A 12021-nucleotide genomic window follows, 5' to 3' on the forward strand; every position below is an offset into this window, starting at 1 on the left:
AAAACTGCGGTTTAGTCGCGACGCTGGCCTTTGCGGGTGGACGGACGGTTGTGTTCCGTCCCCTTGCCACGCTTCTGGAGGCCGCGGTTGGACTTGCCGGCGCTGGTGAGACCGCGGAAGGCGCGTCCCTTGTGGTCTTCGTCGACGATCCAGTTGAGGTCGTCGTCGTTCTGGATGGCCGGGTGTGCCGGGTCGACCAGAATCACTTCGAACCACTTCTGTCGGCCGTCTTCACCGACCCAGTAGGAGTTGAGCACGCGCATGTTGCGGTACTTCGTCGAGGAGCGCTCCTCGGCGATGCGCTGGATGGACTTCTTGCGCGTGATGCGGTTTACGCCCTGGCGCTTCGACCGGCGACCGGCTTTGTGGCGCTGTTTGCGGGCGCTGCCCTTGCGGACGCTGACGCGCACGACGACGATGCCCTGCTTGGCCTTGTAGCCGAGCTGGCGGGCTTTGTCGAGGCGGGTGGGGCGCTCGATGCGCTCGATTGCGCCCTGGTTTCGCCAGTCCTGCATTCGTTCCCACTGCAGGTCGGCGAGTTTGCCTTCCTTCGGGGTCTTCCATGCGTCTCGGATGTGAGAGTAGAAGCTTTTTGCCATGGGTATCACCACGGGCGTTGCGTGGTTCAGCCATCTCGACGGCGCGGGGCCGTGCGGTTCGGTGGACGGTCCACCCTGGCCACATTCCGACCTGAATTCACAGGTGCCCGCTGGTGCCCGTGTCGCCCAGCGAGTTGTTCGCCACTTCCGCGCTTTGCCGCTTAAGGCCTTCGAATCGGACGTTCGCTACGAACCGTTTCACACCTTACGTCGGACATAAGGTCCGTATTTTGTAATCTTTGCATCTGCTTAACAAAGGGCATCCGGCCCAGAATACAGGACGCCATGGTGCCACTACCAAGCGGCGCAGATGGCGACTTGCCCGCACACCAATCCGGCCGTTCGGAGGTGAACTGAGATGTTGGAGTTACTCACGCCGCTGCAGGCGTTCTCCGGCCAGTTCCTCCAGTATGCGCTGTTGTTCTTCGTGCTGGCGATCATCGCGTCCGTCGTGGGAGCACGCGGGATTGCGGGGATTACGATGGAAATCGCGAAAATCTTCATCGCGATCTTCCTCATCCTCGCCATCATCGCGCTCATCCTGTGACGTGACGCCGTGATTTTTCTGACGCACTCGCGACCCTGAGAGTCACAACGCCAAACTGCTGGCCAGTTGCCTTTTTAACTCACGTCCCAACGCAGAATCTATGGGGAGCGATTCGACGGTGGCGTGGGAGTACAAGACAATTCAGCCGCCTCGTGGTTCGACGAAGAAAGAGGCGACGGACCCGACAGCTGAACTCAACGAACTCGGCAGCGAGGGGTGGGAACTCGCGGAATCTATCTCGTACGTCGGCGGCGGGACGAAGTATCTGGTCTTCAAACGCCCGGCCACAGAGGGCAGTGATGAGTGATCAGGCGACGACCGACTTGAACGGCGACGCCGACTCGGACACGGAGTTAGACACCGCTGGTGACGCGGACATCAGCACCGCGAACACGATGACCGAGCGGACCAACGAGAGTCGCATCAAACTGTACGTGATGCTGGACGCGAACCGCCTCGCGGTGACGGGGGCGCTCGCCGGCCTGGTGTTCGTCTCGTTGCTCGTCCTCGGGGCGGTGTTCTACCCGGCGTTCCAGTCCGACCTCCAGTCGGGGGACACCATCGAGACAATCTTCTCGACCATGCTCGGGGCGATCATCACCGGGACGACGCTCGTCGTCACCATCACCCAGTTGGTCGTCTCACAGGAGAACGGCCCACTCGGCGACCAGCACCTGCGCATGAGCAACACGATGGACTTTCGCACCTACACGAAGGAGTTGCTCGGCCACCCGGTGCCGGCGGACCCATCTGCGTTCCTCCAGCATCTCGTCCATGCCACACAGCGCCGGACCAAGGCCTTCCGCGACCAGATTTCAGGTCACGACAACGACCAATTGCGCGACGAGGTGGACGAGTTCACCGACAGTCTGACCGGGAACGCAGACGAGGTGAAGTCCGAACTCGACGGCGCGAAGTTCGGCGAGTTCGACGTGCTCTACTCGGCGCTCGACTTCAATTACGGCTGGAAGATTTTCCAGGTCGAGCGGATTCAACACGAGTACGAAGACGTCCTCACCGACGACGACCAGGGGCTGCTCGAAGAACTGAAGACGACGCTCACGATGTTCGGCCCTGCCCGCGAGCACATCAAGACACTCTACTTCGAGTGGGCGCTCATCGACCTCTCCCAGATGATTCTCTACGCCGCGATTCCGGCGCTCATCGTCTCGGGTGGGATGCTCACGTTCATCGGGAGCGGAACGGTGCCAGGCACGATGCTCGGCATCCCGACTATCGTCTGGCTCGTGGTCGGGGCGCTGTCGATTACGCTGTTGCCCTTCCTGTTGCTCGTGTCGTACATCGCCCGCATCGCAACCATCGCGAAGCGAACGCTCGCCATCGGACCGCTCATCCTGCGCGAATCGCAGCGCTAAGCGGCTTTCGATGGCGTCGAGAGAACCACCGGGTTCTGAGATGGCGACGAGAGAAGCGGTCCGCGCCCCCCAGCGCGGCGGAGTCCCCCTTCGGAAGCTCCATCCAATGATTTCATCTCGTCCGACAGCGGGAAAGCGCTGTCGTGGAAACCGTCCCAGAGCCCAGCCGTCAGTTCCGACGGCGCAGGCACTATTCTTGTGCCTGCATTTGCAAGTCGCCGCCGGCATGCGATATCGCCTGCATTTGCATGGTCAAGTAATTTGGGGGACAGACTCCAAGTAGCGCTATGACGATACAACTCGCCGAAATCGATTCGGGGAAGACGGTGTTCTGGGGAGACGAGACGGTTGGCGAAGTCGCACGCGTAGACCAGGAGACGGTGTACGTCGCGCCGCAAACCGGACTTTCCGGCCTCCTGCGTTCGAAACTCGGGTGGTCGGTGAGCGAAGACGGGATGGACACCTACCCGCTCGCACTCCACGCAGTCGGGTCGGTCAGCGACGACGGTGTCTACCTGAAAGACGATTATTAGCACGTTTCTGAACAGTCTCGACCACCTACTGGAGGCGGGTCTGCAGGCAATTTCTCTGCTCGGCTTTCACAAGCAAGCCACGGGTCTACAGGGGTGGCGCTCGTGGTCAATTATACCATATGTCACAGCGCTCTGTAGTCAATCAGACGTCAGCAGCCACAGACCCGACGAACGCGTTTTCGGACGTGGTCGTGGTTTCGAACCGACAGCCGTATCGCCACTCCTTCGACGAGGACGACGAAACGATTTCCGTAGACAGACCGTGTGGCGGCCTCACCGCCGGTCTCGACCCCGTGATGCAGGAGATACAGGGGACGTGGGTCGCCTGGGGTGATGGGGACGCAGACTCCGCGTCGACCGACGACGACAACTGTGTCCGGGTCCCGCCCGACCAACCCAGATACACGCTGCAACGGCTCTCGCTCAGCGAGTTCGACGTTCGAGGCTATTACGACGGCTACAGCAACCAGCTGCTCTGGCCGCTCTGTCACAGCATGGCCGAGAAAATTGACATCGACACGGGCGACTGGCAGACCTACCGTGAGGTGAACGATAAGTTCGCAGACGTGGTCGTCACCCACGCCCAGCCGGGCGGTGCAATCTGGTTCCAGGACTACCACCTCACCCTCGTGCCGCGGATGGTGCGAAATCGTCTGGACGAGGACGTCCGACTGATGCACTTCTTCCACATCCCGTGGCCCGCCCCGGACGTCTTCCGCGCCTGTCCCCACGCGGAACGAATCCTCGACGGCCTCACCGGGAACGACCTGCTCGGCTTCCACACGCCGCGGTTCGCCGCGAACTTCCTCGAATGTGCAGACCGGTTGCTCCCCGAAGCGACGGTCAACTGGGAAGAGAATACGGTTCACACCGCGCAGGGCACGACGACCGTCACACACGCCTCGATGGGTATCGACGAGGAATCCGTCCGGAAGCAGGCCCGTGCCGCAGACGGATCGTTCTGGGCCGACTTCCGTGCCGAACACAGCATCGATGCTGACGTGCAGGTCGCCCTCGGCGTGGACCGTCTCGACTACACGAAAGGGATTCCAAAGCGCCTCGACGCCCTCGAATCGCTGTTCGAGCATCGTCCCGACCTACGAGAGGAACTAACCTACGTTCAGAAGGGGACCGAAAGTCGCAGTCGCATCCCTGCCTATCAGAATCTTCAGGAGACCGTGGCCGACGCCATCGAGCGCATCAACGACCGCTTCGGGACCGACGACTGGCAACCGGTGGTCGAGACGCGAGCGCACCTCTCACGCGAACACCTCGTCTCGCTGTATCACCACAGCGATATCGGCCTCGTTAGTTCGCTGCGTGACGGGATGAACCTCGTCGCGAAGGAGTACATCGCTGCCCAGACAGACGATGACGGTGTCCTGGTTCTCAGCGAACTCGCCGGCGCGAGCGAGGAACTCGGTGAGGGGGCACTCACGGTCAATCCCCACGACACCGGCGCGATGGCCGCGACGATCGAGCAGGCAATCGAATTGTCGAAAGCAGAGCGCATCGCCAGGATGCGTGCGCTCAGAGAGGTCGTCCGCGAGGAGAATCTGGAGTCGTGGATAGACGGCTTCTTCGCCGAGGCCGCCTCAATCGAGTGACGACCCGGCTTCCTGTTTTTGTCCCGCGCCGAACCCGACGCGCAGGAGTTTCGGTTTCATCACGAACACGGCGCTCACGAGCACGACGATGCCAGCGACGGTGAACGTGAGCGAGTAGCCAAGCGTGTCGGCGAGCGCCCCGCCGAGCAGGCTTCCGAGTCCGCCGGCGAGCGCGGAGAGCGCGGTGTACATCCCGAGGGCCTCACCCCGAATCACCGACGGCGCGAGGTCCGAGATGAACTCGGTCGCGGTGAGCGCGATGACTGCCCAGGCAGCACCGATGAGTGCGAAGATGCCACCAAGTGCAAGGACGCCCGCGCCGAATGCCGTGCCCGAGCCGACGAGCGCGACGGCGGGAAGTGCGGTCCCGCGAATAGAGAGCGCACCCGCCTGGAGCGACCGACGATTGCGCGTCGCGCTCAATTCCCCGGCTTTGCCGAAGAAGACTGCCGACCCGAGCGCCGACACGACGTAGAACAGGTAGATGAACGTCTCAGAGTAGCCGACCACCGTGAGATACGCCGGCAGGGGAGCGAAGAAGATGCCGAATCCGGCGAAGAACAGCGCCACGGTAAAAAAATACGCCGCCAGCGCCGGGGTGAATCGGGTGACGAACTGCTGGGGCTGGAGCCCTCTGACCTTCCAGTACAACTGACTCGGCAGGAATGGGAACGTGGACGCGACGACCGGACGAGGGTTTCGCTGCCGGTTCGTCGTTCCGTTCGAGGGCGTCCGCCCCCCACCGACAGGCAACCAGACCCCGGCGGCGAGGACGCTTCCGACTGCCATTGCGGCGCACATCCCAAAGAAGAGTCGCTGGCTCGCGAGCGCCGGGAGTGCGAAGATTTGACTCGACACGACGGTCCAGACAGTTCCGATGGCGAGGCCGCTCGCCCAGCCGTAGCCCTGGACTCGGTTGAGGTGGGCGAGCCGTCCACTCCGTTCGCCGGGATTCGCGTCGTTCACTGTCAGCATGGTGAACACGGGCGTCGCGGCGGAAAACGAGAGCCAGAGCAACCCGTTCAGCGCGACAATGAGGGTCGTTCCAGAAACGACCGGAATGGTCGCAAGCGAGAGCCCGATGCCGCCGAGACTAGCCACGCCGAGCAGTCGCCAACGCCCCATCCTGTCGGCGAGTCGTCCCCAGACGAGTGCCCCGACTGCGCCAGCGAGTGCCGCCATTGACGCGAGCACGCCGAGTTCGCCGGGCCCGGCACCGAGGTTGACCACGTAGAGCGGCACGAGCAACGACGCACCGCCGGCGGCAATCGAGCCCAGTCCCCACGCAGCAAGCCATCTATTTTCACCCATATATTGTGTTGGAAAATCAACTCTCACGACGTAAAGAACTGCGGGCCAGTCGACGCCGAAAGACGGCGAGAACAGCGAGCAAGCGGCCGTCGCTCAGCCCTCAACGTCGGCCGAACTCGCCAGTTCAGCCCACAACCTACCGAGGAAAGCGGTCACCGCCTCCGGGTCAGACAGCTGATACGCGGCAGTGGTTTCGCTGGTGGTTCCGACGTGAACCGACGCGCCCGACCGGCCGACTGCTCGGAAGGCGGCTTCGTCGGTCGTATCGTCGCCAATGTAGACGGTAGTCGCACCCGGGCCAGCGGACTCGTCGACCAGTTCGACGATAGCTCCTTTGTCCCAGGAGACAGCCGGACGCACTTCGAGTATCTCCTTACCGTCGCCGACCTGAACGGGACGGTCTGCGTCCGCGACCGCTCGGTCCACTGCTCGATGCACTGCCTCGACCTGCTGACTTGCAACCCCTCGGTAGTGAATGGTCGCGGTGACGTCTTTGTCCTCTACGAACGCGCCGTCGATGTCCGCGAGGCTGTCTCGAACCGTCTCGACCACCGAACGAATGGTCGGTTCACACGCCGCCGCGAGCGGGTGGATGACCGTTCGCCCGTCTCTCTGCAGTTCGAGTCCGTGATTCCCGGCGTAGGTGAGTCCCTCGATGCCAACCCGGTCGCGCACGTCGGCGAGCGCCCGCCCGCTGATGACGGCCACTTCGGTGGCCGGATGGTCACGGAACGCGGTGAGCAGTCGTCGATTCTCGCTGGCAAGCGTCGCGGCGGTCGGGTCGGCGCGAATCGGCGAGAGCGTCCCGTCGAAGTCGAGACAGAGCGCGAGCGTCTCTCCGGCTGCCAGTTCGGCGGCGACGCGGCGCTGTAACACTGGCTCACGAAGCGACTGGGGAGACGAACACATTTCGTGAGTCGTCACACTCGCGTGAGCCAATTAAGTGCTCTGGCGGTTCCAGCGGCACCCGCCCCTGCCAGCGCGCGCTACCAGCGGCTATTTCGAGGTCCAATCCACTTGGTTTGCGTCGAAGTGGGAGAAAACATTTACCAACAGATTAACATTTTGTCGTATGCAGGTTCCTCCACATCGGCCATCTGCTACTCCCGGCGGTCGCTCCCCGTCTCGACGGACGTTCCTGACTTCGCTCGGTGGGGTGGCCATTGGCACAGTCGGTGGGTGTGTTACACGTACAGACAATGCCCCCAGATATCGGCTTTCCCTTCGCAGGCTCGGGCCATCTCTTGTGGGTCGGTTCACCTGGCGAGCCGCCGGTCCGTACGACGAATCCGACCGGGACCTTGCTTCACGAATCGTAACCGAGGGCGCGGTCACCACCGAGGGTTTCGCCCTTTCGACCACCGGGAGAAACGTTCCCGCCTATCTGGAACAGGAAGGGAACTACTACGAAGTGCGCGTCAGGGAAACGGGGACGGTGACGCGGACGCGATGGCTGCTCTGGTTCGACCGCATCGACGGTCAACCACCTGCTGACGCCGAAACGTACACCTCCAGTCTCGGCCTGGGTAATCCAACGCCTCTCGACACGACTCACGGGCTTTCGGAACTCGATATTCACGCAGTCGAAACTGCGGAAGGCAGGATGGCACCCGAGTACGGCTTTATCGACCTCGAAGATGAACCGCCCGAACACCGGGGACACCTGTTCCTTCGCCGGTCAGCCGACGAAACCGACCTCGTCCCCGCACCACCGTTCACGCACGTCGTCTTCGAATCGGGTGACGGAACGGTATACGCCCGTGCGGTCGTGGAAGAAGTGTCGGTCGAACTCGCGCAGTACGAACACGAAGCGACGCGAATCGCTGACTCGGAAGCCGCGTACCGTGCCTATCTCGACGACACGTATCTCGAGACTACCTTCTGGAGCGAAGACCTCACGGACGAACAGCAGTCACTGCTCGACTCGGCGCAGGGGGGTCTCGGATACGAAGAAACAGTTCCGCTCTCGACCGACTTCACCGATATTTTAGCGCGACTCGGTGTGGACGATACCCCAGAGCCGGACTTGGGACGCGTCGAGTTCTCCGAGGAGGTCTACTTCGCGTACGACGGGACAGACTACGAAGCGCAACTCGAAGTGTTCGGGTAGCCGTCTCAACCGTTGGTAGCACGCTACCTACGGTGGATTCCGCCTCGAACGCAGATTTCATATCCTGAAATACGGTTTATTCATCGCGCCTCCACAATCGCATACTCGGCCGTATCGAGGCTCTAACTGCCGAAAATACGGAATCCTACTACGCCGTGTGTTCGATCGACTCGAACTCGCCGGCCATCACGGCCTGGGCGATGGCGCGCATGTCTATGTTGTCGGCCATCTGCCCGGGGTATTTCTGCTGGAAGTGGCCAACGATGTTCTCGACGTCGCGGGTGAGCAGTTCCGCGGCGTTGTCGTGGTCGGTGGCCACCGCCTGTGGCCAGTCGAAAATCGTGACGCCGTCGGTTCCGACGAACACGTTGTACGCGCTCATGTCCGAGTGGACGTACCCTCGCTCGTAGGCCCCCTGCATCTCGCGGAGGATGAGGTTCAACACGGGGACGACCTGCTCCGGTTCGAGTCCGGCCCGGGAGAGTTCGACGCCGTCTATCTTCTCCATGATGATGGCGTGACGGTTGTGGTCGATGGGCCGGGGGACTCGCACGTCGGGGTAGAGCGTTTCGAGGATTTCGTACTCGCGCTCTGCTGCCTTGCGGGCGGTGTACTGCCAGGAGACGTGCTGGTTGTCGGACGTGTAGTCGCGCTCTTTTTGCACCTGTCGGAAATTCGTAAAGCCCTCCCGGTGGTACTTGAGCGCGAGCGGTTTGTACGACTGCACTTCGTAGACGTCGCTCTCTTTGCCGACGCCGAGTGGTGATCCGAACCCGCGGATGGTGTCGCGCTCCGCAAACGTTCGTAGCGCGAGGATGTCGTACCCCTCGAAGGTCAGCCGGAACCCCTCGTACTGCTGGGTCTTTCGTTCGATGAACCCTCGGTCGTGACACCGGTCGATGCGGTAATCGACCTCTTTCTCGGTGAGGTTCGCGAACTCGGGGAGTTTCTCGCGGTTGACCCACTTGCTAAAGCGCATCCCGTGTTCGATGCCCGAGAGGAGATAGAAGTCCTCGGGCTCGAGATCCGCCATCTCGGGTGCGACGTTTCTGACCATTACTGGCTGATAGCGGGCCCGTGGCTAAAAGTTCCGCGTGTGCGGGAGCATGGTGAATAAACCGCATATTGGGATATAAAATCCGAGCTTAGTGGTTCATTCCGCGGTGGTTTACGGAGGGTGCTGGCCGAAGCGCGACTCCGTTAGGCCCGTCGCAAGAGGAAAAACGCGCTGAACGCAGCCAGGGCGACCAGTACTCCGACGCCGACGAAATCGACCGGTTTCCACGTCGCGATCTGCGTTTGCATCGCCGACAGCGAGAGGTCGAGTTCCGTCCGCTGGTCGGGTTGCAGCGGGTCGGTTTCGAGGCGAACCTCCTCACCATCACGCGCACCGTCGCCGTCTGAGTCGACACTGAGTGGGTCGGTTCCGCGGTCGATTTCCTCGCCGTCCGGTAAGCCATCGCCGTCGGTGTCGCTCCGCACGGGATCGGTTCCGTGCTCCAACTCGGCACCGTCTCTCAGCCCGTCGGTGTCGGTATCCGGGTGGAGGGGGTCGGTCACGTCGAGTTCCTCACCGTCGAGGACGCCGTCGTTGTCCGAATCGGGGTCGGCCGGGTCGGTGCCGTACTGGATTTCTCTGCCGTCACCGAGTCCGTCTTGGTCGCTGTCGGCTTCTCTCGGGTCTGTCTGGTAATTCTGTTCCTCTTCGGCGTCTGTCAGCCCATCGCCGTCTGTGTCGGTTAGAGTGTCGGTCGTGTCGTCTGGGAGTGAGACCGCGGTGTCGAGCGCCGGGTGCGGGGTCAGCGCAGCACCGTTGCCGACGGAGAGCGCCAGCGCCAGCCAGACGAGGACCATCGTTCGTGCGTGCATTTCGGAGCTGCTTTTCAAATCTCAAATATACAACCTATCTCTTTCGGTGGGCGTGGATTGCCCCGCCGCCGGTGTAAATTCGTATCCAGTCGATACTGTCCTGCCCCAGAAACTCCTCGTCTGGGAGGAAGACGGCACTGTGAACGTGACATACAACGACCCGCAGTATCTGTCCGACCGTCACGATATCGAAGGTGAGGACGAGCGATTGACGCAGATTGCCTCGGTTCTCGATGGTCTCGCAACCGGGGAAGATTCACCGTAATCGACTGTGCAATAAATAGGGCTTTACCACTCAAGCACTATTTGTTAGTTGGTTGAAATTCTCGAATGAGTACGGGTCACCGGACCCAATGGGGGTGGGGAATTCGGGGCCCAACTGAAAGTCGTGTGGGGTCACGACTTTCACGCCATTACCTTCAGGGGGGAATAGCCATCACTACCACCGTCTCCACACCGTTTCAGTACCGAAACCGACCGTACCACCCGTTCGAGGTGACGCCGTGAACGGAGCCGCGTTCGAGAAGACGCTCTGTCAAAACTGCGGACAGGCCGTCACCCCGCAGTTCCGGCGCGTGTTCGGCGACAACGACGACCGCGTCTGGGCGTGTCTCGACTGTGTGACGGTCGCCGCCATCCACGCGGGGGCCGCCCACGGCGCACTCGAAGACCACTGACCGGCGCAACTCCTTTCTTTTCGGCCTGCGGACAGTGACTTGATGACAGACCTCGCAGACCGCGAGTGGCGGCTCATCCGCGAAGAATCGTGGGACGGGCCGATGAACATGGCACTCGACGAAATTGCAGCAGAGACGGCGGCCGCCGGCGGACCGCGCACGCTTCGAGTCTACCGCTGGAAACCGAGCACGCTCTCGCTCGGCTACAGACAGGAGGCAGACACCGCCGACTGGGACTACTGCGACCGCGAAGGCATCACGGTCACCCGGCGACCGACCGGCGGCGGCGGTATTTTCCACGGCTACGACACCGACATCTCCTACTCGATTACCGCGCCCGCGGCGGAGTTGCCCGGCGACCTCATGGAGACCTACGAACTGCTGTGTACGCCCGTCTTCGATGCCTTCTCCGCGATGGACGTCCCCGCCCACTTCGCGGACGAACCCCAGCCGTCGCTTTACCAACCGTCGTGCTACCTGCGCGACCTGCATCCCGCCCACGACGTGGTCGCGGCGGGGCGCAAGATAAGCGGCAACGCCCAGTACCGCCGTCGAGACGCCATCATCCAGCACGGGTCGCTTAAGTACGACCTCGACGCGGAGACGCATCTGGCCGTGTTTGCAGACCCTGACCTCACTCCCGAAGACGTAGAAACTCGCATCACCTCGATTCGCGAACTCGCGGGCATCGACCGCGAGCAGGCGGTTCGCGCCCTCGAAGACGCACTCGGTGAGTGGGCGAACGCAGAAGAAGGCCAATGGACGCAGGACGAAATCGACCGTGCGCGCGAGCGAGCAGCGACGAAATTCGCCACCGACGCGTGGAACCGAGAGCGGACGAATCCGCTCGCAAACTAGAACCCGAACGTCTTGTTTTCCGGTTCGCCGATGTGTTCGACGACGGCCTCGTGAAGCGCCGCCATCGGCGGGGTGTCCCGCGTCGGGTCGATGGGGTCGTCCGCCAGCCACCGGTACCGGATGACGCCATCTGTATCGATGAGGAAGCAGGACCGATGCGCGCGCGGGACGACCTTGAACGCCCGATATCGCACGTCGTAGGCCTCCGCAATCGAGAGGTCGGTATCCGAGTAGAGCGGAAACGAGAGGCCGAGATGGTCGATGAACCGGCGGTGCGTGGCGGGGCGAGACTTGCTCACGCCGACGACCTGCACCTGCTCGCCCGTCGCGAACCAGTCGTAGTCGCGAAAGGCACAACACTCGCTGATGCAGTCGGGCGTGAAGTCGTTCGTGTAAAACGCGAGAAGGACGGGCCGGTCGTCGAGCAGCGCAGAGAGCGTGGTCGGTTCGATGGCCCCCGACGGCGTGACGAGCGGGGCGGTGAACTCCGGCGCTTCCTGTCCGACAGTGAGTCCTCTGGTTCCAGTCATGATT

At 62.2% G+C, this 12021-nt stretch carries 15 protein-coding genes; 9 read left to right on the forward strand and 6 right to left on the reverse strand.

Annotated elements, in window-relative coordinates:
- Positions 1-11 precede the first annotated feature (11 nt).
- Positions 12-599, reverse strand: a complete 588-nt coding sequence (locus P0648_RS04550; protein ID WP_276245429.1) for a 50S ribosomal protein L15e — start codon at positions 597-599, stop codon at positions 12-14.
- Positions 600-957: 358 nt separating this feature from the next.
- On the opposite strand from P0648_RS04550, the gene P0648_RS04555 reads away from it, so the two are divergent.
- The 5 genes from P0648_RS04555 (at position 958) to P0648_RS04575 (ending at position 4662) form a co-directional block, all read left to right on the forward strand.
- On the forward strand, positions 958-1146 hold the full coding sequence (locus P0648_RS04555; protein ID WP_276245428.1) for a DUF1328 family protein: 189 nt from the start codon (positions 958-960) through the stop codon (positions 1144-1146).
- Between the two features lie 100 nt (positions 1147-1246).
- Entirely contained in the window at positions 1247-1453 is a 207-nt protein-coding gene (locus P0648_RS04560; protein WP_277505366.1) for a DUF4177 domain-containing protein, read from the forward strand.
- Positions 1446-2522 carry a hypothetical protein gene (locus tag P0648_RS04565; protein ID WP_277505367.1) on the forward strand — a complete coding sequence of 359 codons (1077 nt, stop codon included), beginning with the start codon at positions 1446-1448 and terminating at the stop codon, positions 2520-2522. Before P0648_RS04560 ends, P0648_RS04565 begins: the two co-directional genes overlap by 8 nt.
- 287 nt (positions 2523-2809) lie before the next feature.
- Positions 2810-3055 carry a PRC-barrel domain containing protein gene (locus P0648_RS04570; protein ID WP_276245425.1) on the forward strand — a complete coding sequence of 82 codons (246 nt, stop codon included), beginning with the start codon at positions 2810-2812 and terminating at the stop codon, positions 3053-3055.
- Positions 3056-3174: 119 nt separating this feature from the next.
- Positions 3175-4662, forward strand: a complete 1488-nt coding sequence (locus P0648_RS04575; protein ID WP_277505368.1) for a trehalose-6-phosphate synthase — start codon at positions 3175-3177, stop codon at positions 4660-4662.
- Here P0648_RS04575 and P0648_RS04580 read toward each other — a convergent pair.
- Together P0648_RS04580 and otsB are read right to left on the reverse strand one after the other, a co-directional pair.
- A complete protein-coding gene (locus tag P0648_RS04580; protein WP_277505369.1) occupies positions 4651-5973 on the reverse strand; it encodes an MFS transporter in 1323 nt (440 codons plus the stop codon). The two genes, P0648_RS04575 and P0648_RS04580, sit on opposite strands and share 12 nt — an antisense overlap.
- 93 nt (positions 5974-6066) lie before the next feature.
- Positions 6067-6882, reverse strand: a complete 816-nt coding sequence (gene otsB, locus P0648_RS04585; protein WP_277505371.1) for a trehalose-phosphatase — start codon at positions 6880-6882, stop codon at positions 6067-6069.
- Between the two features lie 337 nt (positions 6883-7219).
- Between otsB and P0648_RS04590 the strand changes: the two genes are divergently transcribed.
- Complete coding sequence (locus tag P0648_RS04590; protein ID WP_277505372.1) at positions 7220-8083, forward strand: hypothetical protein; 864 nt, start codon at positions 7220-7222, stop codon at positions 8081-8083.
- Positions 8084-8231: 148 nt separating this feature from the next.
- Here P0648_RS04590 and P0648_RS04595 read toward each other — a convergent pair whose 3' ends face one another.
- Both P0648_RS04595 and P0648_RS04600 read right to left on the reverse strand, forming a co-directional pair.
- Entirely contained in the window at positions 8232-9140 is a 909-nt protein-coding gene (locus tag P0648_RS04595; RefSeq protein ID WP_276245420.1) for a serine/threonine-protein kinase RIO2, read from the reverse strand.
- Positions 9141-9283: 143 nt separating this feature from the next.
- Positions 9284-9952 (reverse strand): hypothetical protein, encoded by a 669-nt coding sequence (locus tag P0648_RS04600; protein ID WP_276245419.1) that lies wholly within the window; start codon positions 9950-9952, stop codon positions 9284-9286.
- Between the two features lie 52 nt (positions 9953-10004).
- On the opposite strand from P0648_RS04600, the gene P0648_RS04605 reads away from it, so the two are divergent.
- The 3 genes from P0648_RS04605 to P0648_RS04615 all read left to right on the forward strand — a co-directional run bounded on the left by P0648_RS04605 (position 10005) and on the right by P0648_RS04615 (position 11487).
- Entirely contained in the window at positions 10005-10217 is a 213-nt protein-coding gene (locus tag P0648_RS04605) for a DUF302 domain-containing protein (protein WP_276245418.1), read from the forward strand.
- A gap of 238 nt (positions 10218-10455) precedes the next feature.
- Positions 10456-10629 (forward strand): hypothetical protein, encoded by a 174-nt coding sequence (locus P0648_RS04610; RefSeq protein ID WP_276245417.1) that lies wholly within the window; start codon positions 10456-10458, stop codon positions 10627-10629.
- A gap of 42 nt (positions 10630-10671) precedes the next feature.
- Positions 10672-11487 (forward strand): biotin/lipoate A/B protein ligase family protein, encoded by an 816-nt coding sequence (locus P0648_RS04615; protein ID WP_276245416.1) that lies wholly within the window; start codon positions 10672-10674, stop codon positions 11485-11487.
- On the opposite strand, the gene P0648_RS04620 is transcribed toward P0648_RS04615, so the two are convergent.
- Positions 11484-12017 (reverse strand): peroxiredoxin, encoded by a 534-nt coding sequence (locus P0648_RS04620; protein ID WP_277505375.1) that lies wholly within the window; start codon positions 12015-12017, stop codon positions 11484-11486. The genes P0648_RS04615 and P0648_RS04620 overlap by 4 nt on opposite strands.
- Positions 12018-12021 lie beyond the last annotated feature (4 nt).

The organism is Haladaptatus sp. DYSN1, from assembly GCF_029489995.1.
GTDB lineage: Archaea > Halobacteriota > Halobacteria > Halobacteriales > Halococcaceae > QDMS2.

Excerpts from the sequence above, each read along its gene's own strand:
- P0648_RS04620 (WP_277505375.1), bottom strand. The coding sequence starts at position 12,017 with ATGACTGGAACCAGAGGACTCACTGTCGGACAGGAAGCGCCGGAGTTC.
- P0648_RS04560 (WP_277505366.1), top strand. The coding sequence starts at position 1,247 with ATGGGGAGCGATTCGACGGTGGCGTGGGAGTACAAGACAATTCAGCCG.
- P0648_RS04555 (WP_276245428.1), top strand. The coding sequence starts at position 958 with ATGTTGGAGTTACTCACGCCGCTGCAGGCGTTCTCCGGCCAGTTCCTC.
- P0648_RS04575 (WP_277505368.1), top strand. The coding sequence starts at position 3,175 with ATGTCACAGCGCTCTGTAGTCAATCAGACGTCAGCAGCCACAGACCCG.
- P0648_RS04570 (WP_276245425.1), top strand. The coding sequence starts at position 2,810 with ATGACGATACAACTCGCCGAAATCGATTCGGGGAAGACGGTGTTCTGG.
- otsB (WP_277505371.1), bottom strand. The coding sequence starts at position 6,882 with ATGTGTTCGTCTCCCCAGTCGCTTCGTGAGCCAGTGTTACAGCGCCGC.
- P0648_RS04580 (WP_277505369.1), bottom strand. The coding sequence starts at position 5,973 with ATGGGTGAAAATAGATGGCTTGCTGCGTGGGGACTGGGCTCGATTGCC.
- P0648_RS04615 (WP_276245416.1), top strand. The coding sequence starts at position 10,672 with ATGACAGACCTCGCAGACCGCGAGTGGCGGCTCATCCGCGAAGAATCG.
- P0648_RS04565 (WP_277505367.1), top strand. The coding sequence starts at position 1,446 with ATGAGTGATCAGGCGACGACCGACTTGAACGGCGACGCCGACTCGGAC.
- P0648_RS04600 (WP_276245419.1), bottom strand. The coding sequence starts at position 9,952 with ATGCACGCACGAACGATGGTCCTCGTCTGGCTGGCGCTGGCGCTCTCC.
- P0648_RS04550 (WP_276245429.1), bottom strand. The coding sequence starts at position 599 with ATGGCAAAAAGCTTCTACTCTCACATCCGAGACGCATGGAAGACCCCG.
- P0648_RS04595 (WP_276245420.1), bottom strand. The coding sequence starts at position 9,140 with ATGGTCAGAAACGTCGCACCCGAGATGGCGGATCTCGAGCCCGAGGAC.